The sequence below is a fragment of the Aquabacterium sp. genome (genome assembly GCF_050725395.1).
Taxonomy (GTDB): Bacteria; Pseudomonadota; Gammaproteobacteria; order Burkholderiales; family Burkholderiaceae_C; genus Aquabacterium.
This window is the reverse complement of record NZ_JBOHHL010000013.1, coordinates 88106-109412: the sequence shown is the minus strand read 5'-3', so window position 1 is coordinate 109412 and position 21307 is coordinate 88106. Positions and strand designations below refer to the sequence as shown.

The 21307-nt window shown below is 63.8% G+C and carries 23 protein-coding genes; 3 read left to right on the top strand and 20 right to left on the bottom strand.

Going from position 1 to position 21307, the window contains the following annotated elements; genetic code table 11:
- Positions 1-280: 280 nt before the first annotated feature.
- From ACREB4_RS10655 to ACREB4_RS10565, 19 genes are all read right to left on the bottom strand, one after another.
- Positions 281-526: a DUF2274 domain-containing protein gene (locus tag ACREB4_RS10655; RefSeq protein WP_431588190.1), complete on the bottom strand. Its 246-nt coding sequence runs from the start codon at positions 524-526 to the stop codon at positions 281-283.
- Positions 523-1806 (bottom strand): TrbI/VirB10 family protein, encoded by a 1284-nt coding sequence (locus tag ACREB4_RS10650; RefSeq protein ID WP_431588189.1) that lies wholly within the window; start codon positions 1804-1806, stop codon positions 523-525. The genes ACREB4_RS10655 and ACREB4_RS10650 overlap by 4 nt, the downstream gene beginning before the upstream one ends.
- A gap of 2 nt (positions 1807-1808) precedes the next feature.
- Entirely contained in the window at positions 1809-2798 is a 990-nt protein-coding gene (trbG, locus tag ACREB4_RS10645; protein WP_431588188.1) for a P-type conjugative transfer protein TrbG, read from the bottom strand.
- Positions 2795-3499: a conjugal transfer protein TrbF gene (gene trbF, locus ACREB4_RS10640; protein ID WP_062794347.1), complete on the bottom strand. Its 705-nt coding sequence runs from the start codon at positions 3497-3499 to the stop codon at positions 2795-2797. Before trbF ends, trbG begins: the two co-directional genes overlap by 4 nt.
- A 12-nt stretch (positions 3500-3511) precedes the next feature.
- Positions 3512-4897 (bottom strand): P-type conjugative transfer protein TrbL, encoded by a 1386-nt coding sequence (gene trbL, locus ACREB4_RS10635; protein WP_177127009.1) that lies wholly within the window; start codon positions 4895-4897, stop codon positions 3512-3514.
- Complete coding sequence (locus ACREB4_RS10630; protein ID WP_431588187.1) at positions 4894-5187, bottom strand: hypothetical protein; 294 nt, start codon at positions 5185-5187, stop codon at positions 4894-4896. Before ACREB4_RS10630 ends, trbL begins: the two co-directional genes overlap by 4 nt.
- Positions 5188-5198: 11 nt before the next feature.
- The gene (trbJ, locus tag ACREB4_RS10625; RefSeq protein WP_431588186.1) at positions 5199-5927 is read right to left on the bottom strand and encodes a P-type conjugative transfer protein TrbJ; all 729 of its coding nucleotides are present in this window, start codon (positions 5925-5927) and stop codon (positions 5199-5201) included.
- A complete protein-coding gene (gene trbE / locus ACREB4_RS10620; RefSeq protein WP_431588185.1) occupies positions 5924-8374 on the bottom strand; it encodes a conjugal transfer protein TrbE in 2451 nt (816 codons plus the stop codon). Before trbE ends, trbJ begins: the two co-directional genes overlap by 4 nt.
- Positions 8375-8386: 12 nt before the next feature.
- Positions 8387-8656 carry a VirB3 family type IV secretion system protein gene (locus ACREB4_RS10615; protein ID WP_431588184.1) on the bottom strand — a complete coding sequence of 90 codons (270 nt, stop codon included), beginning with the start codon at positions 8654-8656 and terminating at the stop codon, positions 8387-8389.
- Entirely contained in the window at positions 8653-9036 is a 384-nt protein-coding gene (locus ACREB4_RS10610) for a TrbC/VirB2 family protein (RefSeq protein WP_431588183.1), read from the bottom strand. Before ACREB4_RS10610 ends, ACREB4_RS10615 begins: the two co-directional genes overlap by 4 nt.
- Positions 9033-10070 (bottom strand): P-type conjugative transfer ATPase TrbB, encoded by a 1038-nt coding sequence (gene trbB, locus ACREB4_RS10605; RefSeq protein WP_431588182.1) that lies wholly within the window; start codon positions 10068-10070, stop codon positions 9033-9035. Before trbB ends, ACREB4_RS10610 begins: the two co-directional genes overlap by 4 nt.
- Entirely contained in the window at positions 10067-10531 is a 465-nt protein-coding gene (locus tag ACREB4_RS10600) for a CopG family transcriptional regulator (RefSeq protein ID WP_431588181.1), read from the bottom strand. The genes trbB and ACREB4_RS10600 overlap by 4 nt, the downstream gene beginning before the upstream one ends.
- The gene (locus tag ACREB4_RS10595) at positions 10528-12531 is read right to left on the bottom strand and encodes a conjugal transfer protein TraG (protein WP_431588180.1); all 2004 of its coding nucleotides are present in this window, start codon (positions 12529-12531) and stop codon (positions 10528-10530) included. The genes ACREB4_RS10600 and ACREB4_RS10595 overlap by 4 nt, the downstream gene beginning before the upstream one ends.
- Positions 12532-12751: 220 nt before the next feature.
- A complete protein-coding gene (locus tag ACREB4_RS10590; RefSeq protein ID WP_431588179.1) occupies positions 12752-13000 on the bottom strand; it encodes an EexN family lipoprotein in 249 nt (82 codons plus the stop codon).
- Positions 12997-13941 carry a LysR family transcriptional regulator gene (locus ACREB4_RS10585; RefSeq protein WP_431588178.1) on the bottom strand — a complete coding sequence of 315 codons (945 nt, stop codon included), beginning with the start codon at positions 13939-13941 and terminating at the stop codon, positions 12997-12999. The genes ACREB4_RS10590 and ACREB4_RS10585 overlap by 4 nt, the downstream gene beginning before the upstream one ends.
- A gap of 131 nt (positions 13942-14072) precedes the next feature.
- Positions 14073-15293 carry an MFS transporter gene (locus tag ACREB4_RS10580; RefSeq protein ID WP_431588177.1) on the bottom strand — a complete coding sequence of 407 codons (1221 nt, stop codon included), beginning with the start codon at positions 15291-15293 and terminating at the stop codon, positions 14073-14075.
- 81 nt (positions 15294-15374) lie between these two features.
- Positions 15375-16289, bottom strand: a complete 915-nt coding sequence (locus ACREB4_RS10575) for an SDR family oxidoreductase (RefSeq protein ID WP_431588176.1) — start codon at positions 16287-16289, stop codon at positions 15375-15377.
- 28 nt (positions 16290-16317) lie between these two features.
- Positions 16318-16935, bottom strand: a complete 618-nt coding sequence (locus ACREB4_RS10570) for a DsbA family oxidoreductase (protein WP_431588175.1) — start codon at positions 16933-16935, stop codon at positions 16318-16320.
- A 21-nt stretch (positions 16936-16956) separates the two neighbouring features.
- Positions 16957-17634, bottom strand: a complete 678-nt coding sequence (locus ACREB4_RS10565; protein ID WP_431588174.1) for an FMN-dependent NADH-azoreductase — start codon at positions 17632-17634, stop codon at positions 16957-16959.
- A 176-nt stretch (positions 17635-17810) separates the two neighbouring features.
- On the opposite strand from ACREB4_RS10565, the gene ACREB4_RS10560 reads away from it, so the two are divergent.
- A complete protein-coding gene (locus tag ACREB4_RS10560; RefSeq protein ID WP_431588173.1) occupies positions 17811-18134 on the top strand; it encodes a winged helix-turn-helix transcriptional regulator in 324 nt (107 codons plus the stop codon).
- A gap of 563 nt (positions 18135-18697) precedes the next feature.
- Here ACREB4_RS10560 and ACREB4_RS10555 read toward each other — a convergent pair.
- Positions 18698-19615: an SDR family NAD(P)-dependent oxidoreductase gene (locus ACREB4_RS10555; protein WP_431588172.1), complete on the bottom strand. Its 918-nt coding sequence runs from the start codon at positions 19613-19615 to the stop codon at positions 18698-18700.
- Positions 19616-19799: 184 nt separating this feature from the next.
- Between ACREB4_RS10555 and ACREB4_RS10550 the strand changes: the two genes are divergently transcribed.
- Together ACREB4_RS10550 and ACREB4_RS10545 are read left to right on the top strand one after the other, a co-directional pair.
- Positions 19800-20696 (top strand): LysR family transcriptional regulator, encoded by an 897-nt coding sequence (locus tag ACREB4_RS10550; protein ID WP_431588171.1) that lies wholly within the window; start codon positions 19800-19802, stop codon positions 20694-20696.
- 21 nt (positions 20697-20717) lie between these two features.
- Positions 20718-21086, top strand: a complete 369-nt coding sequence (locus ACREB4_RS10545; protein WP_431588170.1) for a TetR family transcriptional regulator C-terminal domain-containing protein — start codon at positions 20718-20720, stop codon at positions 21084-21086.
- Positions 21087-21307: the final 221 nt, after the last annotated feature.

The following is a 21307-nucleotide window of genomic DNA, read 5'->3' as shown; positions in this document are numbered from 1 at the left end:
ATAAAAAATGGCCTGTGTCAAGCGTTTTTAATGAATGCAGGCCGCATCAGAAGGCTATACAGGGCAACGGGTTAGGCCGGATTGAAGTCTCTTTCAGGGCTTCGGGCTTTATGGGCTAGGAGCCACATAGGAGCATCGCGGCAGAAAGCCTCATCGCGTCATGGCGGGCGATAAAGCGACCATCGAGGCATTGTCTCATCCCCTCGTTGCCGCTGAAAGCGAACGCGCAGCCCTTGGGCTGCGCGTTGGTCATGCGGTGGCCGATGATAGTAAAGCGTGGTTAGCCCGGTTTCGGACGCGGGACCTCAGCCCCGCCGCTTTTCCTGAATCCTCGATCTCCGGCCATGAACGCCTCCAGCATGTATGGGATCAGCGTCGTCGCATCGACTGCTTCACCGTGGGCCTGCGCATGCAGCGCGGCGTAGCGGTCGAGGTCGGCCTTGAGGCTGACCGGGCACGCGAAGGTCAGCTTTGCGCTCTCGGTCTTGGGCAATGGCCCCAGTCGCAGTTTGCGCGTTGTGCTCATTGCGAGGTCCCCCGGTTGAAGAACAGCGGCTGGTACGGCCGCAACACTAGATCCCGATTGACGATGATGCGCACTGGCAGGCCGGGGCGCTCGGTCAAGGTGGGCTGGATGTTGAGGTTGCGGCGGGTCATCTCCTGTCCCGCCTGGTTCACGCTGTCCTGCAGGCTGTCGCGCCCGGCGATGATGACGCGATCGCCGCCCTGGCGGTTCTCCGGCGCGGCCAGCTCGGCACCGACACCCAGTAGCGTCGTCAGTGCCGCGCCTGCAAAGATGCGGTCCCAATGCCAATCGACGCCATCCTCCAGGCCGGCGTAGCCGGCCGGGTCGGTGCCAGCCAGGTTGTCGAGCGTGAGCGATGACGTGTCCGGCAGGATGACCCGGTTCCACACCACCTGCACGCGGCTCTGCCCATAAGCGACCTGGCTGTTGTATTTGCCGAAGATGCGCGATCCCTGCGGGATCAGCAGATAGCGGCCGGTCGCGGTGTCGTACACCGGCTCCGTCACCGTGCCGATCACGTCGCCCGGCAGGTCGGACTTGATGCCCGTTACGAGCGCCGCGGCGATCACCGTGCCGGCCATCACCTGGTACGGCGAAGTCGGCATTTGCAGATTGCCTGAATTACGGGTCTCCGTAGTTCCGGCTTTCTGGAACGCCTCTTTCTGGTCTTGGCGGTTCTGCACGGCAGTCGGGTCGGCGGGCTGGGCCGCCGTCGAGGCCGGCCCAGCGGCCTGCGGATCGAAGCCGGTCAAGCCAGATGCCGGGCCGGCAGCGGCAACCTGCGCCGACGCGGTAGCGGCGCGCTGGTTGCTGGAGCGGAAGAACACCGACGATCCCGCTGCCGCTTCAGCCTCCTTGCGCCGCGCGTCACGCTCGGCGGCGCCGGGGTCTTGGCCGGGCGGCGAGTAGCGGGCCACCGCCTGCTGCTGAGACTTCACGATGGCCGGCCCCAGGTCGCCGGGCAACGGCGGCCCCAACTCTGGCGCCTTAGGCGGTAGCTTGGAGTAATCAGTGGGAAGCTGGTCCAGTCCTTCGGAGCGCGAAACGCGATCGACGTTGTAAAGCTCGGCCGGCTCGTTGCCGCCGCGCCGATGCGTCGGCTGCAATGACCACATCGTTGCGCCCAGCACGGCCACGCCGAGGCCGCCGGTCAGCAGCGCCAGCGTTCGCCGATTCAAGCGTGTCACCGGGCGCGGCTGAGCCCGCAGCGCCACGTTCTCGGGCGCGACCTTCGGCGCGGTGTCGGGAATCGGCACATCTGGGGTTTCGTCCTGGCTCATGGTCATTTCTCCCGCGTGCCATCCGTGCGCTCGATGCGCACCACCTCGCCCTTGTCCCCGCCCAGACGAAGTTCGGCTGCGCCGAACAGCCGATCCACGATGTAGTACGGCGAGCGGAAGCGGTAGTTCACCAGTTGCCCGTCGCCCTGCGCGCCGATCACGAACAAGGGAGGTAGCTCGCCCTGGGCGATGCCTCCCGGGAACTGGATATAGACCTTCTCGCCGTCGTCGAAAGCGCGCAACGGTTTCCACGGTGGATTGCTGCCGCTGACCGCGTAGCGGAAGCGGATCTTCTCCAACGACAGGCCGGTATCGACCGGCGCGGTCGCCTGCGCGGCCTGCGACTGGCGCTGCAAGGCCAACATCCGGTCTTTCGGGTAGTCCCAGGACACCGATGCCATCCACGCTTTTTCCGTCGAGGTCAGTTCCAGCAGGTACGTCCTGCGGTTCGTGGTAACGACCAGATTGGTCTTGAGGCCCGACCGGGTGGGCTTCACCAGCACGTTGACGCGCAGCTCGGCCCCGGCGCCGCTGGACGTATCGCCGACAATCCAGCGCACGGTGTCCCCGGCGGCGACCGTCACCAGCTCCTCGCCCGGCTGGAGCGATACGACGGTGACGCGTCCCGGTGCGGCATAGACCTGGTACAGCGCGCCATCGGTGAAAGGCCACACCTGAATTGCGTTGACGTAGCCCTCGCGAGTCGGCGCGATGCGCGCCTCGGCGTTGGCACGCGAGACGCGCACGGTTTCGTCGGCCGGTTCCGGCGCAGGCTTGGCTTCGTCCACGTCAGGCAGCGGCTTCATCTGCGCCGGCATCGGCAGCACCTTCGGCACCTCCACCACTTCCACCGGCTTCGGTGGTTCGGGCAACGGCTGCGCCAGCACCGGCTCATCGAGGGAGATGCGCGGTGGCGGCTTGCCCTGCGAGGCGCAGCCCGTCAGGGCCGCCAAGGTCAACACAAAAGCGTAAAAGCGGATAGGCAGGTTCATGGCTTGGCTCCTTCAGACGCATCCAGTTCGCGGCTCCACGACAAGCCGTTGACGTAGATGCCCAGCGGGTTCTTGCGCAGGCGTTGCTCGGTGCGCGGGGTTTGCAGGACGATGGAAATCACGGCGTTCCAGCGTTGGGTGCCCGCCGGCGCGCCGTTGACGAAACGCTGCTCCGTCCAGCGCACGTTGAACGACGAATCGCTGGCGCGAACGACGCTGGTGATCTGCACCGTCACCGACTCCTTGCCGACGCGCGCGAACGGATCATTCGTGCGCGCGTAGTCGTTGAGTACCGCTGCGCCGCGATCGGTGGTGTAGTCGTAGGCATCCAGCCAGTTCTGCCGTACCACGATGGGGTCAATCGACAGCGACCGAACCAGCGTGATGAAGTGCGCCAGGTGGTAGGCGACCTGTGCATCTGCTGGCCGGTACGGCGTGGCGGCCTCGCCGATCGCGCGCACCTGGCCGGTCTTGTCCACCTCCACCACGTAGGGCGTGACGATGGACTGCGCCGAGCGCCAAACGAGGCCGCCCGCCATCAGCAGCGCGAGCGCGAGACAACCGAAGGCCATCAGCCGCCAGTTCTTCGCCTGCACCCGGGCCGAGCCGATGCGCTCGTCCCATACCTGCGCGGCAGCTTGATACGGGGTGGCAGGCTGCGGCGTATCGGCGTAGCGCACCTGCGGTCGTTTGAATCGCATGGCTGGTTCTCCTCAAGAATCGGAATCGGTAAGGCTTGGTCCGCTACCCGAGCCGCCGCCGTCCCCGCCGCGCAACGTGTGTGCGGCAGTGGTCGCGGCATGGGATATCTGCTGGCGGCGATGCAGCCGCTTGGCCCAGGCGGGTTGTTGTTGGTTGGCGCTATTTGCGGAGGCTTCGCCTGCGGCGGTCGGGCCTGATGCGGCAGCACCGGCCGCTGCGCCACCACCGGACGCCTGTCTCGCGCCATCCGAGCGGAACGCGGCAGCGGCGCGCTGCCCGATTGAGCGCGCGCCAGCGGCGGCCTTCTGGCCGACCGCCTGCGCGCCGGTCTTCGCGACGTTGCCGAGGCCCGCCATTGCACCTTTCGCACCACCGCCGGCAGAGGCGGAACCGGCCTGAAACGCCGACCGTGCGCTGCCAGCGGTCGAGGCAGCGGCGCGGGCGCCGCTACCGATTGCGCTGGCGGCGGCTGGTGCCATACGCGCTCCAGCCACCACAGCGCTACCGATGCCGGTAGCGGCAGCGCCGACCGCGACGGCGGTCCCCGCCGCGCCCAAGGCAGCACCAGCCATCGCGCCAGCACCGAGCTGCGGGCCGCCTGAAATCAGCCCGGTGGCGATGCCTGGCCCGAAGATGCCCAGCGCGAGCATTGCCAACGACGCCAGCATCACCACCAGCGCATGGTCTATGGAAGGCTCACTCGGCGTGGTCGGGAACTCTGCGAACAGCCCTGTACCAATGCCGACAATGACGGCCAGCACCAGCACTTTGATGCCGGATGACACGACGTTGCCGAGCACCTTTTCAGCGAGGAACGAGGTCTTGTTCCAAAGCGCGAACGGCACCAGCACGAAGCCGGCGAGCGTGGTCAGCTTGAACTCGATCAGCGTGATGAAAAGCTGCACCGCCAACACGAAGAAGCAAACGATGACGGTCAGCCAGGCGAGGAACATCACGACGATGGGCGTGATGTTGATGAAGACTTCCGGAAAACCGGCCATTTGGTTGATCTGCTCCAGGATCGGCGCGGCGGCGTCGATGCCGGTCTTGGCGAGATGCCCCGGTTGCAGGAACGTCTCCATGCTCATGGCCGAGCCGGTGGCCGTCAGACCCAAGCCCGCGAACGAGCGGAACACAATGCTGGCCAGCGTGTTGAAGTTGCCGATGATGTAGGCGAAGGCGCCAACGTAGAGCACCTTGCGGATGAGCTTCGCCATCACGTCATCGCCCTGGCCGGTCGCATGGCCGAGTGCCCAATACAACCCGGCGAGGGTCATGTCGATCGCCACCAGCGTCGCGGTCAGGAACGCGACTTCGCCGCGCAGCAGGCCGAAGCCGGAGTCGATGTAGGTAGAAAAGACGTTGAGGAAGTGGTCGATGATGGAAACGTCGTTCATGGCCGTTCCTCGGTCGGTGTGCTGGGGCCGTCGAAGCTGGCCGGGATCGGCGGCAGGTCAGCCAGCGTTTGGTATTCACCCGGCCCGGCCTGACCGGAAAGGAAGCGGCGCAGGTCGGCCTGGCCCACCCGCGTGCAGAACACGTCATCGTGTTCGCCACGGTGGCACTGCGCACGCAGCGCGTGCAGGCGCGCCGGATCAGCGGCCAGCGCATCGACCGACAATGCCTGTGGCCGGTTGCAGCCGGCCAGCAGGCACGCGAAGGCGAACAGGATCGGCGCGCGTTTCATGGCCGTGCCCGTCAGTTGCCGTAGAAGTTGACCGACTGCGGCGTGTACGCCGTGCCGGTGCCGAGGAAGCGTCGCGTCACTTCGCGGCCACGTTCAACGGCGGCGGCCTGCCGCGCCAGTTCCAGCGAAGTCGCGCGTCCCTGCGTGAGCTGGAGCTGTTGCGTCTGGATGGACTGCTTCGCTTGCAAGGCCAAGAGCTGGTTGGTCGCCTGCATGGCTTGCAAGGCGCCGGTGGCCGACTGGCTTTGGCCTACGAGATCCGTCAACACGCTTTCGTCTTCGGTCACGTTCTGCGACACCTGCGCCTGCATCTGCATCGCGGTCTGCAAGCCGTTGAGCGTGTTCTGCCAACGCAGGTGCGCGTCCTGGTACATCTGATTGCCGCTCACGGTCGCGGCGTACTGCTGCGGGTACAACTGCGCGAACTGCTGATCCATGCTCTGCACTTGGAACGCCAGCCCTTGCGCCTGCGTGATGAGTTGCTGGGTGGTCGCCAGCGTCGAGCGCAGCCGGTTGACCACGTTGAAAGGCAGGCTCGCCAGGTTGCGCCCCTGATTTATCAGCGACTGCGCCTGGTTCTGCAGTTGTTGAATCTGGTTATTGATTTGCTCCAGCGTGCGAACCGCAGTCAACGTGTTCTGCACAAGGTTGGTCGGATCGACGACAACCCACTGCGCTTGCGCGGCGGGCATGACACCGATCAACGCGGCAACAGCGAGGGTGACAAGGCGAATCTTCATGGCGAAACCTCCAGAGGTTGACGAGCGAGGAAGGACGCGGCGGACGGTGCGGACGGCAGCAGGTCGGCCGCCCAATCAAGGCCGCGATGGCGCAGCCAGGCACCGGCAAAGCCCGGTGCACCGGCATCGGTAAGCACGCCGTCGATGGCGCGCTGGTCCTGGGGCGTCGAGGCGCCCGCGAATGCGAGCGTGACGGGCCCCAAGTCGAGGTCGAACAGGCGATTGCCTGCACGGGATTGGTAGTAGTAGTCGCGTTTGGGCTGTGCGGTGGCGACGATCTCGATCTGGCGGCTGTTGAGGCCAAAGCCTTCGTAGATCGTGCGAATCTGCGGCTCGGTTGCCTGAGGGTTCGGCAGAAAGATGCGGCTGGCGCAGCTTTCGATGATCGCGGGAGCGATGCTCGAATCCTTGATGTCGGCGAGCGACTGCGTGGCGAAGATGACGCTGACGTTCTTCTTGCGCAGCGTCTTGAGCCACTGGCGGATGCGCGCGGCGAATACCGGGTCGTCGAGGAACAGCCAGGACTCATCGAGGATCAGCAGGGTCGGCGCACCGTCGAACCGTTCATCGAAGCGCGCGAACAGGTAGCCCAGCACGGCTAGTACCGCAGCCTTGCTGTGCATCAGCTCCTCCATCTCGAAGCACTGCACGTCGGCCGCGCCCAGGCGGTCGTGATCGGCGTCAAGTAGCTTGCCGTGCGCGCCGCCGAGCACGTAGGGCGCGAGCGCCTGCCGCAGCGCGTTCGATTGCAGCAGCACCGACAAGCCGGTGAGCGTGCGCTGCTCGACCGGTGCGCCGGCGAGGCTGCCGAGCGCTGACCAAATGGCGGCCTTCTCATCGGGGCCGACAGCAACGCCTTCGTGCAACAGGCGGCCTTCGACCCATTCGGCGGCCCAGGTTCGGTAGCCCTCTTGGTCGATGCGCGCGAGCGGCTGGAAGGCGATCGCGCCATCAGCGCCGAGGTCGTAGTATTCGCCGCCCAGGCCCAGCGCCGTCGCTCGCATGGAGCGACCCATGTCGAAGGCGAAAATGCGTGAGCCGGGATAGCGGCGGAACTGCATCGCCAGCGTGGCGAGCAACACGGATTTCCCCATGCCCGTCGGACCTGCGATCAGCGTATGGCCTACGTCGCCGATGTGCGTCACTAGCCGGAACGGCGTCGCGCCTTCGGTGCGGGTGACGATCAGCGGCGGGCCATCGAGATGCTCGTTCTTCTCCGGCCCGGCCCACACCGCCGACACCGGCATCAGGTGCGCGAGGTTCAGCGTCGACACGATGGGCTGGCGCACGTTGGCGTAGGCGTTGCCTGGCACCGACGACAGCCATGCCTCTACCGAATTGAGGGTTTCGGGAATCGTCACGAAACCCCGGCCCTGAATCGCGCGCTCCACCATGCGCAGCTTCTCGTCGGCCGTGTCGGCCTCGCTATCGAGCACCGTGACGGTTGCAGTGACGTAGCCGAAGGCGACTTGATCGCTGCCCAGTTCCTGCAAGGCGGCGTCGGCGTCCGCCGATTTGTTGCTGGCGTCGGTATCCACCAACGGGCTTTCCTGCTGGAAGATGGTTTCGCGCAAAAGCGCCACCACGTTCTTGCGCTTGGCGAACCACTGCCGGCGCAGGCGGCCGAGTTCCTTTTCGGCCTCCGACTTGTCCATGCACAAAAAGCGCGTGCTCCAGCGGTAGGCGAAACCGAGCCGGTTGAGGTCGTCCAGAATCCCCGGCCAGGTCGAGGTTGGGAAGCCGCGTATCGTGGCGATGCGCAGGTGCTGGTCGCCAAGCATCGGTGCGAGGCCGCCGATCAAGGGCGTGTCGGCCAGTAGCGCGTCAAGGTGGAACGGCACGTCCGGCACGCCGATGCGGTAGCGCCGTGTCGAGATGCTCGCGTGCAGGTAGGTCAGCGTTTCGGCGTCATCAAGCCAGTCGATCTCTGGCATCACGCCATCGAGCAGGTCGAAGACGCGGCCCGTTTCCGCGACGAACGCGGTCATGCGTTCGCGCCAGTCCACGCCGCCAGTCGGCGTGTTCTCGTACAGCAGCTTTGCTGCGCGGGCGCGGGATTCTTCCGCCGGCAGGTATTGCAGCGTGAGGTGATAGCCGCTCTCGAAGTGGTGGCCTGATTCCTCGAAGGTCGCGCGGCGCTCCTCGTCCACTAGCCACGATAACGGTTCGGGGAAATCCGAGTGCGGATAGTCCGCTGCCGTCCGGCGCTCTGCTTCGACAAACAGCGCCCAGCCGGCACCGAGCCGGCGCAGCGCGTTGTTCAACCGCGCTGTCGTCGCGATCAGCTCGCCTTGCGTCGCGCTGTCCAGATCAGGCCCACGAAAGCGTGCTGTGCGCTGGAAACTGCCGTCCTTGTTCAAGACGACACCTGGTGCGACCAGTCCGGCCCACGGCAGCCAATCGGCAAGCAATGCGGGGCGCTGGCGGTATTCGGCGAGATTCAGCATCGCGGCATCTCCTCAGACGTCCAATAGCGACTTGTGCTTGATGTGCTTGGCGAACACCTGCATGAATTGCGGATCGACGCGCGCCCCCCACACCGCCAGCGAATGGCCGACGATCCAGAGCACGACGCCGGGAATCCACAGTTGCAGGCCCAGGCCCACGGCAGCGGCCAGCGTCCCGTTGGCAATTGCCACGGTGCGCGGCGCGCCGCCCATCAGGATCGGCTCGGTCAGCGAGCGGTGCAGTGGCACCTCGAAGCCCGGTAAGTCGCTAGCCGTGCTCATACGACGGCCCCGCCGGAGAAGCTGAAGAACGACAGGAAGAAGCTCGACGCCGCGAATGCGATGGTCAGACCGAACACGATCTGGATCAGCTTGCGGAAGCCGCCGCTCGTGTCGCCGAAGGCCAGCGCAAGGCCGGTGGCGATGATGATGATGACCGCGACGATGCGCGCGACCGGCCCTTGGATGGATTCGAGAATGGATTCGAGCGGGCCTTCCCAGGGCATCGACGAACCGGCGGCGCGTGCCGTGCCAGCCGTCGTCAGCATCACGGCGGCGGTCAGCAGGCCGTGGTGCGCGGGGCGGGCCAGGCGCCGCAGGCGAGTCAGGATCGAAGCCGGATTTACGGAAATGCGGAAAGCATGGGCGTGCATCTGTGTCATGGCAGTTCTCCAAGGTGGTCAGGGGATGGGGAAGAAAGCGGCAGCTCTGGAAGCGGCGGCTCCAGCGCATCCGCGAGGCGATAGCCCACGCCGTCAAAGCCAAGGACGCGGGCAATGCTCTCGATGCGGCGACGCCGGCCACGGCCGGCGATGTGGATGACGACGTTGACGGCCTCGGCGACGAGCGCCCGCGGCGGATTCACGGCGACTTCGAGAATCAGTTGCTCCAGGCGCAGTAACGCGCCCAGCGCGGAACCGGCGTGGATCGTGGCGATGCCGCCCGGATGGCCGGTGCCCCACACCTTGATGAGATCCAGCGCCTCGCCGCCGCGCACCTCGCCGACGATCACGCGGTCGGGGCGCAGCCGCATCGTGGCGCGCACCAGCTCGGTCATCGACACGACGCCAGCGCGGGTGCGCAGCGGCACGTGATCGCGTGCCGCGCATTGCAACTCGATGGTGTCTTCGAGCACCAGCACGCGGTCGCCGGTGGCGGCGATCTCCGCGAGCAAGGCATTGGCGAGCGTGGTCTTGCCGGTGCTGGTGCCGCCGGCGATCAGGATGTTCTGCCGCTCGCGTACCGCACGGCGCAGGAGCTCGGCCTGCTCTGCGGTCATCATTCCGTCGGTGACGTAGCGATCCAGCGGAATCACACCGACGGCGCGCTTGCGCAGCGCGAAGGCCGGCCCCGGCGCGGCTGGTGGCAGGATGCCCTCGAAGCGTTCGCCAGTTTCTGGCAGCTCGGCGCTCAAGAGCGGCTGGCCGCGATGGACTTCCGCGCCAACATGCGCGGCGACCAAGCGAATGATGCGTTCGCCGTCTTCCTCTGACAGTTCTGCGCCCAGCGGCGCGCGGCCCGACGATAGGCGATCGACCCAAAGTGTGCGGTCGGGGTTGAGCATGATTTCCACCACGTCCGGGTCTTCAAGCGCGGCAGCGATCAACGGCCCCATCGCCGTGCGCAGCATGCGGATGCGCCGGTCGAGCGACGTCGTGGCGAAGGACTGCCCGACAGTCGAGGGGATGGCGCTCATGAAGTACGCTCCTGAGCCTCAGCCAGCGCCGCCGCGTCATCCAAGTGAGAAGTGTCGGGATGCAGTTCCTCCACCACGTCGCGCACCAGGCTGCGCCCGCGCATCAGGTGGCGGCCGAGTTGTTCAACGAACTGCTCGAAGCGCGCTTTGCCCTGCGCGCGGGCCGCGTCTTGATGGGCTTCAGGAACCGGCGTGCTGACCGTCAGGAAGTAGCGGACAAACAGCGCCAGCGTTTCGATCTCGATGTTCTGGTCGCGCTCCAGCCTCTCGAACTGGCGCGACAGTCGATCAAGGCGCTTGGCGATGGCCGCCTCACGCTGGTCGCCCGCGTCCGGCGACAGCCAGGACGCCAGTGCCGCCGCGACGATGGACGACTTGGACACGCCTTTCTTGGCGGCCAGCTCGTCGAGTCGCTTGGCGTGCTCGTGCGGAATGAACAGGTTGAGGCGGTATTGGCTCATAGCTCGATTCCGTCGTGTTGGTCGAGGGACGCCAGCCGGGCCGTGCGCTGCATGGCCGGGTCGAGCTGGCGAGGAAGGGGTAACGGCAAGTCGTCGTCATCGAGCAGCGCCAGGTCGCTGGTCGATGGCTCTTGGTCGGGGAGGTATTCGGTGACCTCGGACAGCTCCGGCTGCCGACGCGGCCCGCCGTCGTCGGCAGCGGCTGCGCTGTCGGTCAAGTCCACCGATGCGGTCGAAGCGGCAGGGACGACAGGGATAGCCAAGCCGCTCCAGTCGTCTGGGCGGAGCGGCGGCGCATCGGCGTAGCGCCCGGCTGCGAGCGTGGGCGGCGGCAGCACACGGCGCTTGAAATTGGTGTCGGCGTAGTAGCGCAGCTTCTTCGCCTTGATCGGCGCCAAGCTGGACACCATCACCACGGCATCGTCCGGCGGAAGTTGCATCACTTCGCCGGGCGTCAACAGCGGACGCGCCGTTTCCTGCCGCGACACCATCAGGTGCCCGAGCCACGGCGCGAGCCGGTGGCCAGCGTAGTTGCGCTGTGCGCGTAGCTCGGTCGCGGTGCCGAGCGTTTCGGAGATGCGTTTGGCGGTGCGTTCGTCGTTCGTGGCGAACGTCACGCGCACATGGCAGTTGTCGAGGATGGAATGGTTCTGCCCATACGCTTTGTCGATCTGGTTGAGCGACTGCGCGATGAGGAAGCTGCGGATGCCGTAGCCGGCCATGAACGCCAGCGCCGTCTCGAAGAAGTCGAGCCGGCCCAGCGCAGGGAACTCGTCGAGCATCAACAGCAGCTTGTGGCGACGTGCGATGCCATCGCTGCCGTCGAGCGATTCGGTCAGGCGCCGACCGATCTGGTTGAGGATCAGGCGCACCAGTGGCTTCGTGCGGCTGATGTCCGACGGCGGCACGACGAGGTACAGCGAGACGGGATGCTCGGACGCGATCAGGTCGGCGATGCGCCAGTCGCAGCGCGAGGTGACTTCGGCCACCGTCGGATCGCGGTACAGGCCGAGGAACGACATGGCGGTGGACAGCACGCCAGAACGCTCGTTGTCGCTCTTGTTGAGCACTTCGCGCGCAGCGGATGCGACGATGGGATGCGGCGCGGCGCCCAGGTGCCGCGTCGTCATCATCCGGTGCAGCGTCAACTCGAACGGGCACGCCGGATCGGACAGGAAGTTGGCGACGCCGCGCAGTGTCTTGTCGGTTCCCGCATAGAGCACGTGCAGGATGGCACCGACCAGGAGCGCGTGCGAAGTCTTCTCCCAATGGTTGCGGCGCTCCAGCGCACCTTCAGGATCAACCAAGATGTCGGCGATGTTCTGTACATCGCGCACCTCATGCGCGCCCCGCCGGACTTCGAGCAGAGGGTTGTAGGCCGCCGACTTCGGATCAGTTGGGTTGAACAGGAGGCAGTGCGAGAAGCGCGAACGCCAGCCTGCTGTGATCTGCCAATTCTCACCCTTGATGTCATGGATGACCGCGGACGCAGGCCAGCTCAATAGGGTAGGAACCACCAGGCCGACGCCCTTGCCGGATCGCGTCGGCGCGAAGGTCAGGACGTGCTCCGGGCCTTCGTGCCGCAGGTATTGGTCGTCATGCCGACCAAGGAAGACGCCTGCAGGCTGGGTTAGTCCCGCGTTGCGAATATCAGCGGCGTCGGCCCAGCGCGCCGAGCCGTAGGTCGTCACCAGTTTCGATTGCCGCGAGCGCCACACGGACATGGCAATAGCGACCACGACAGCCACCAAACCGCTGCCGCCCGCAATCGCGCCGCCCGTGTCGAAGATCCGGGGCGCATAAGCATCGAAGAAGAACCACCACTCGAACAATCGCCAGGGGTGATAGACCGGCGTGCCAAAGAAATCGAACCAGGGCGAGCCTAGGCGTAGCTGGTATCCCAGTGCGGCGGCTGTCCACTGCGTGGCGCTCCATACGCCGGCAATCACGATGCCAAACACGACACCGACTTGCCCGAACAGCACGCCTTGACCTTGCATCCTGGCCTCCGCTTTCTCCTGCGCAACCGACGGCACAAAGGCGTGCCGCACACACGAGGATCGGGGTCAGATCAAGAACGGTCAAAGACCGTTATCGGGACAAAGGTCGACGAAAAAGCAAGATTTCGCGCGGGGGCGAATAGAAAGAAAACGCTGCAAACGCGGGCGCATTGCCGCGCGTTGAGAGCGCGATCCGAAATAGATCGCGATTTACATACGATCAGAACTTAGGCCGTTCCTTTGGCGGCGTGTACGGCGTCTTCCCATCATTAAAAAAGCGCCGGTTCGTCGCCTCAGCGACGCGATTACAAAACTCGTCACCCAACTTGGCGCCATCCGTCTTGCATTGTTGGCGCAATTCCTTCAACCGTTCGGGATTAGCCGTCAGCGCCTCAACCGTTTCGGCTGGCTCAGGCTTGCCGCAAGCAGTCAATGCCACGACGAGTATCAAGAAAATGCCTTTATTCATGTCTCTGCATCCTCCGATAGGTCAGACTGGGGTGGTGCGGAAGAATTCTGTCCAGAGGGCGCTTCGACGGTACTAACTCTCTCGATGAAACGAGCCAGTGCCTGCGAAGGCTCGCCATCTAGACGCAGCAAATAGGTGGTGAGCACAGGTGTGCGGCCAGCCAGCGGACGGGCCACTACGCCCGGCTCGCGGCCGGCCGCGATCTGTGAGGCGCCAGCTAACCCAAGAGCAAAGCCGGCTGATACCAAAGCCATCATTAAGTCGATAGAGGTAACCCGCTCGGTAATCAATGGCTCCTGCTCTACTCGTCGCAAGGCGCGCTCTACCTGACGTGCATGCCCCTCGCACGCCAGAGGATCGCCGAGCACGAGCGGATAGTGCAGCACTTCCTCCAAGGGAACACGTTTGTATTTCAAGAGAGGATGGCGAGCAGGCACCGCCACCATCAGCTGATCGTCCCAAACTGGCTCCGCGATAATCCCATCGCCAACTTCGTCCGATTGGGCAAACCCTACGTCGTAGAGATCGTCGTGCAGGCCCTTGATCTGCTGCGCTAACGGAACCTCCGACAAGCGAATCTCGGTCTCCGGTTCGTCTTGGCGACATAAGGCCAGGAACGTGGAGAACCGCAGTGGCGTGATGCCGTCCGAGAGAGCAACTCGCAACTGGCCGTGAAAGCCATTGGCGGCGGCTTTCACACTGTCGCGTGCCTGCTGTAAGGCGGTGAAGACACGGGGCACACGCTCAAGAAATAGCTTTCCGGCATGGGTCAACCGAGTGCTGCGCGTGGTGCGAACGAACAATTTCACTCCGAGGTTTTCTTCCAACTCCTTTATGGCACGCGACAACGGTGACTGCTCGATATGCAATCGCTCAGCAGCACGGGCGAAATGAAGTTCTTCCGCGACAGCCAGAAAACACCGGAGATGACGCAATTCCATCGAGCAAGCCTCCCGCGTGAAGGAAGCCGCCGGTTGGCAACCGCGCCAAACCGAGATGTTTGGCGACGATCATGGCTTGCTCTGTAGTGGACGTTCAGGCTTGCCATGTGCGCTCCTCTAAACAACCTACTTCATGCTTTCTTGGTCAAGTTCGCGCAGCCAAGTTGCGCAGCGCGGTGGTCGTTTGCAAGGGCCAGCCTCCACATTGCGAGACCGCCCAGAGCCAGACCGCAACCAACCCATCCCGTGGATGCCCAGCCGTAGCCTGCGGCAATGGCGAGCCCGCCCAAGTAAGGGCCTAGGGCATTTGCCACGTTAAAGGCGGCGTGATTGAGTGATGCAGCCAGTCCTTGGGCATCACCGGCGACATCCATGAGGCGCATCTGCAACAGAGTGCCAAGGCCGCCACCCCAACCAATCGCAAACACCGCAACCCCGACCGACCACACATGGTCGACAGTCAACGGATAGAGCGCGAGCGCGAATGCGCTCCATGCCAACAGAACGCCGGCAGCGGGCATTGGGCCGCGCTTTGCGAGGTAGGGGGCGGCCAGGTTGCCGCACGTCATGCCAGCCCCGAAAACGGCCAAGACGACTGGGGTTGCAACCGCTGACGATTTCGTCACCAGCTCCAGCGTTGACGTGAGATAGGTGTAGACGGCGAAGAGCCCCCCGAAGCCGATAGCGCCGATCCCGAGGCTCAACCAGACTTGCGGACGGCGCAGTGCCTCCAGCTCTCCCAACGCAGACGCGCCAACTATCCTCTCCTGGATCGGGATGACGAAGAGAATCAGCGCGGCGGCCATGCACGAAAGCAGGCCCAGCGCTCCGAAACCCCAACGCCAACCCAGCCATTGCGAGATGACGTTCGCTACCGGCGCTCCGATCATGGTGGCGAGAGTGAGACCCAGCAGAACGCGTCCAATCGCGACTCCCCGTCTCACCTCCTGAACCATGCCGGCCGCAACAAGAACAGCGATTCCAAAATAGGCTCCGTGGGGAATTGCCGTGATGAACCGAAGCGCCACTAGGGCGTCGAAGCTCGATGCCATTGCGCTAAGGCAGTTGCCAAGACCAAACCAGGTCAGCAGAAAAATCAGGAGAAGGCGGCGATTGAGGCGTGCGCCGAACACGGCCAGCAGCGGCGCGCCCACGACGACGCCGAGCGCATAAGCGCTGACGACGTAACCACCCGTCGGTGCATCGACACCAAGCTCGGACGCGAAGGCTGGCAGGAAGCTCATAGTCGCGAACTCCGTCGTCCCGATAGCGAATCCACCCAGGGCCAGGACCGCGTGGGCAAGTCCCGGTTGCTTCGTAGCGGCTGAAGGCACCCTGATTGTCTTGGTCATGTCAACGTCGGATCAAGGGCCTTGATCGCGTTCAGGAAGCCAGCCGGGCGTCCGTAGACGAGTTCTCGGTGGAAGACCGGCTTATGCATGACTCGATGACCCGCTGGACGTCTGCTGGTTGTGCACGAAGCCGGTGATCGTGGCCTGAAAGGGAGTGATCGACCGACCGATCAACCGGGCAAGTGCGCCGCCGTCGTCAAACAGCGCTCCCTTCGCAACGCCCGCATCCGTGTCCGACAGAATCCTGGCCACGATCTCCGGGAGGCCAGCGCCCAGGACCGACGATCGGAACGCTTCCTGCGTCAGGTTCTGGTAGGTCATCGGCCTACCCGAAGCTTTGGCCACCACGGCGGCGAGTTCGGCCAGCGTGAAGGACGCGTCGCCCGCGAGTTCATAGATGCGACCCGCGTGGTTGCCGCCGGCCAAAACGGTCGCCGCAGCCCTGGCATAGTCGGCACGCGCTGCGGATGAGATGCGCCCATCTCCCGCTGCGCCCATGAGAACGCCTCGCTTCAAGGCGAGCGGCAGCCGCCACGTATAGACCTCCGTGTACCAGCCGTTGCGCAGAAGCACGAACGGCACGCCAGCTTCCGCCAGAGCCGCTTCCGTGTCGCGATGCTCTTCAGCGAGGAACAGCGGTGAGGTGTCCGCGTGCAGGATGCTGGTATAGGCGATCAGACCGACACCGGCATCCTTCGCGGCGTCGATGACGTTTCGGTGCTGTACCTTGCGCTTGCCGTTCTCGCTGCTGGAAATCAGCAGAAGCCGGTCCACGCCGGCAAACGCAGTGGTCAGCGTTTCCGGTCGGGCATAGTCGGCGGTACGAACCTCTACGCCCATTCGGCGCAGTGCATTTGCGATCGCCTCATCCTTGGCCGGATCACGCACACCCGCGACGATCGCGCTCGCGGGCACCGTTTCGAGCAGCGCGTCGATGACGTGCCCGCCGAGTTGCCCGGTGGCACCAGTGACAAAAAGCTTGGTGGTAACAGACATAAACTTCTTCCTTGTGATCTAAAACGGGTCAGCGGCGTGCCTGTTCAATGGCCGCCGCAATCTCGTCCTCCGAGCCGCCGCCCATGACAATCCCTCCGATATAGAAGGTGGGCACGGAACGGACGCCCATGGCTCTGGACGCGGCGGTTTGCCTTTCGGTTTCCGCCTGCTCCGCGGGATCAGCCAGGATGGCTTGCACTTCCACGGCCGTGAAGCCATGCGGAGCGGCGATCTCCGCCAGGACATCCTTGTCGGAGATGTTGCGGGCCGCGTGAAAGTTCGCGTCCATTAATGCCGTTGAAAGATCGTGCTGCGTTCCGCGGTTGCGGGCATGCCTCAGCAGCGTATGGGCATGGACGGTGCGATAGCCGAAGTGCTGCTTGCTGAGATTCAGAACGAGACCGGAGGCGCGCGCCTCTGCTTCGGGGCGAGCGAAGGCGCTCGCCAGGTCTGATATGCCTTTGCGTCGAAAATATTCGTCGATCCGAAACCCTTCCGACGGTGCCCCTGGATGAAGCTCGAATGGACGGTGTTCGATATCGACGTCGAGCCCGGGAAAGCGTTCCCGCAGAACCTTATCGAGCCGATGCGTCCCGATGATGCACCAGGGGCAGATGGGGTCTGAATAAAGATCTATCTTGAGCATGTTATATCTCCGATATTGGGATCAAGCCGCCAGCGCGGCGATGCTGCTCATCGCGCGCTCGAGCGCGGCTGCGCGCAGCTCAGGACTGATGTCGACCCCATCGGCGACGATCACCTCCAGGTTTTCCACACCGATCATCGTGAAGATGGATCGCAGATAGGTTTCTGCATGTTCATGGTGCGCGTTCGGCGATCCCTCGCCATAAAGTCCGCCGCGCGCCAGAAGCACGATCACGCGCTTGCCGCGCGCCAGCCCGATCACACCGCTTGCGCCATAGCTGAACGTTTTCCCGGCGACCAGCATTCGGTCGATCCAGGCCTTGAGCGAGGTTGGAACAGTGAGGTTGTACAGAGGGACGCCGATGACGATCACCTCGCTGATCAGAAACTCATCGAGAACCTTCCCGCTTTCGGCGAGGTCGCTGAGTTCGGCCTGATCGAGATCTCTGATGTCCGCGCCCTTTGCGTGGGAGGCGAAAACACGTTCGGTAAGATCGCCGAGCGGATGGGCGGCGAGATCGCGGTAGTGGACCGAAATGTTCGGAGCTTCACGCTTCAGGCGCCCCACAGCCGCAGCCGACATTTCGCGGCTTAACGATCCTGTAGCTTTAATGCTTGTGTCGATATGCAATAGCCTCACCGCGTTCCCACCGAGCTGGCCGGTGGCGTCAGTGACAAAGGGCTTGGAGGTAACGGACATGATGTTCTTCCTAGTGGTTTTTAGTAGAGACTAGGTATTATAATGAGACCATATCGAGACGTGAAGGAGGCAGAATTTTGGGACAGGGTGAGCTAGAAGTAACCGCCGGCGTACTAGGTCGGTCTTCAATCAAACATAGGGACCGACCCAAATGGTCGGTCGATCCACAGTGCCCGGTGCGAGATGTTCTCGACCGGATCGGCGACAAGTGGTCGACGCTTGTCCTGGTCACTTTGGCGGACGGACCGCATCGTTTCAGCGCCATTCAACGCGCGATCCCGGACATCTCCAAGCGAATGCTGACGCAGACGTTCCGGGATCTGGAGCGCGACGGACTGATCGCGCGGACGGTGTTCCCGACAAAGCCGCCCAGCGTCGAGTACCGACTGACGCCTCTAGGCGAAACGATTCTCGAACCCTTGAACGTGCTTGTCCAATGGGCCGATCGCAGCCATGCAGCGATCAATAGCGCTCGTCAGGCATACGATGGAATGGCGTAAAAGTTGCGGGCGTGGTCGAGGAAATACCCACGATACAACTCCCCGATCTGCGCCTCGTTGAGCGGTGTCTGGGCAAAATCGAAAGCGTCCAGGTCTCGGTTGACCGGGAGTCGCGCCGCGCCCGCCGAACTGGTGGCTGATTGAGCGGATGTTGCGCACCGCCACTTCGGCTTTTAGGAAGCTGCCCGGCAATTCTTACAGAGACTGGTTGCGCCGGATGCTGCGGGGCACTGGGTCAGAGCCACTTCCCGAACGTTATAAGGTGATCGTGCGACTTCCTCTGACGCCCGCGTACGCCGCCAATGCCTGCACCCACCCCGGCGTTTGCTGTAACTACGCCAGCTATCGTACCGGCATGCCATTCAAACAGCTTGCGTGGGGAGGCGACAATGACTATGTCCGGTGTTGCGACATTCATCTTGGCCGGTAGTGAGGAGTCTATCTTTGTAGCAACCAGAACAGTGGCCGAAGGCGATCAAGCTCAAATCCAGACCCGACCTGCTGCTATCGTGGAAACCGTGAGATCGTGCAGAATCGCTACGCGATGGCCGCGATCTTCATTGTTAGAGTGCCTTGACGATCTCCTCTGACTCCGCCCATAGCCGGGTGGCAAGCGCGGCGTCTTCTGCATCGGCGCGGGGCTTCTTCACATTCGAGTCAGAGAGGTAGCTGCCCGCCAAGGGCAGCGCCTTCGCGTTGACCGCGGCGAAGATCTCGGTAGCGGCACCCTCGCCGACCGACTTGAGAAAAAACGGCCCGGTGGCCGCCAGCACCCAACTAAGCACCGGCCCGAGGTTGCGGGCGAGATTGGTGGCAACGACGCCGGGGTGCACCGCATAGGCGGTCTTCCTGGTGCCGGCGAAACGCCGCTGCAACTCCTTGGCGAAAAGCAGGTTGGCCATCTTCGACTGGCCGTAGGCCGTCAACGGCCGGTATCCCTTGTCACCCGAGAGATTCTCGAACACGATGCCTCCGATGGGCGCCTGTCGATGGCCCTCGCTGCTGAGCATCACGACTCGGCCCTCGTCCTTGAGCTGATCGAGTAGGCCTGTCACCAGCATGAAGTGCCCGATGTGGTTGGTGAAGAACTGCAGTTCGTAGCCGTGCGACTTCTCGAGCTTCGGCAGCATCATGATGCCCGCGTTGCAGATGATGGCGTCGAGCCGATGACCGTCTTCCTTGACCGCTGCAACGCACTTCCGCACGGAAGAAGGTTTCGAGAGTTCACAGGCGTAGCCGATCGCCTTGCCGGGAAACGTCGCGCAGCTCGCGGCGGCCTTCTCCTTGGTGCGCGCCGTCGCCAATACCAGGGCGCCCCGCAACGCCAGCACCCGACACGCCTCCTGGCCGATGCCCGAGTTGCAGCCCGTCACCAGAATCGTCTGGCCGGCGAGCGAGAGCCCTTCGGTGACCTGCTCCGCCGTCGACCCGTAACCGAAGCCGGTCGGCCCTGCTGATTTGAACATTGCAAACAAAGACATGTGGCGTCTCCTTCTGGACGCGAAGCGCGCCGCTGCTGCCCTTGCATCGCCGGGTAGCGCCCGATGATCAGGATGGTCTGGATGTCGTGCATCGTTCGCCCGATGAGGTTGAAGTCAGTAGACAAGCAATCCACTCATTGCACAATCGCAATAATCAGCATGATGTCATGCTAAATTTACACCAATGACAAAGCCGGACATCGCGGAACTGAACGCTTTCGCCCAAGTAGCGACGTTGCGCTCCTTTCGGCAGGCAGCAGACGTGCTCGAAATCTCGCCGTCGACGGTCAGTCACCTGATGCGTCGCCTCGAAGAGCACATGGGTGTGCGTTTGCTTCACCGCACGACCCGCAGCGTGGCTCCCACACAAGCAGGAGAAAGGCTTCTCGCTCGTTTGCGTCCCGCCCTGGAGGAACTCCGCAGCGCGCTGGGTGAAGTTGATGAATTTCGGGGTAAGGCTACAGGCCGCGTCCGCATCAACGCGCCGGAGCAGGGAGTTCGACTCCTGCTCCGCGAAATCGTCCCCGCGTTTCAGAAGAAATTCCCGAAGATCGAGCTTGACCTCGTGACCGAAGGTCGGTTCGTCGACATCGTCAAAGAGGGCTTCGATGCCGGCGTGCGGCTAGGCGGTACCATTCCTCGCGACATGATCGCGATACAGATCGGTGGCCAGGCGCGCGGCATCGCAGTGGCTTCACCGAGGTACCTCACACAGCACAACCGGCCGCAGACCCCTGATGACCTCCAGTCGCACGAGTGCATCCGGGTCCGGCTCCCTAGCGGGAAGCTCCTTGCATGGGAGTTTGAGAAACGCGGCCAGACGCTGGCGATCGACGTACCAGGGATTCTGATCTTGAATCAGGAAGGTCTGATGATTGAAGCTGCGCTCGCGGGGCTCGGCGTCGCCTACGTGTTCGAGAGTTCGGTACGTGACGCACTCAAAGCCGGTCAGCTCATCAACCTGCTCGACGATTGGTGCCCCGGTTTTCCTGGCGCATATCTCTATTACCCAGGCAACCGGAACATTCCCTCGGCGCTCCGCGCATTCGTCGATACGATCAAGATTCCGCTTGCGCCGTAGCTCGTCCACAGTGAGCAGGCATTGGCCGAAGCGCCGACATCGCGCGAGGCGGCGCAGCGGATGTTGGTCACAGCTGCAGAAGCGTTCACCGGTGAGTTGACACCGTGCGGTTGCTTGCTCGCCAGCGCCACTGCCAGTGGTTCAGACGCATCGGCAGACGTGCAGAGTGAAGTCGCACAAGTGCGGCGGGAGATTCAGTCGCACCTCAAGAGTCGGATCGACCTGGATGTATCGCAAGGACTCTTGCCTGCAGGAACCGACAGCCAGAGCCTTGCCACTATGGTCATCGCACTGATCCAGGGACTGTCAGTGCTCGCCCGCGACGGAACAGATCGGCGGGATCTGCTCGCAATGGCGAACGTTGTGATGAACGCTTGGCCAAAGCTCTAACTCGCCAATGAGTGTGGACCAAAATAAGGCTCAGAATCTGACGTCTCCCCGCGAAGACACGCGGGAGGCTGCATCTGATCGAGCACCGCCTCGGGCAAGAATCGCAGCCTTGCCAGCCACTGTGCCGTGCGCTCCATCGGCCACATCCTGACAAGCGCTTCCCTTCCGAGCCCCTCACGCGGGCGTCGATCAGGCGTGGCCCGACTTTGCGCGAGGCGAGT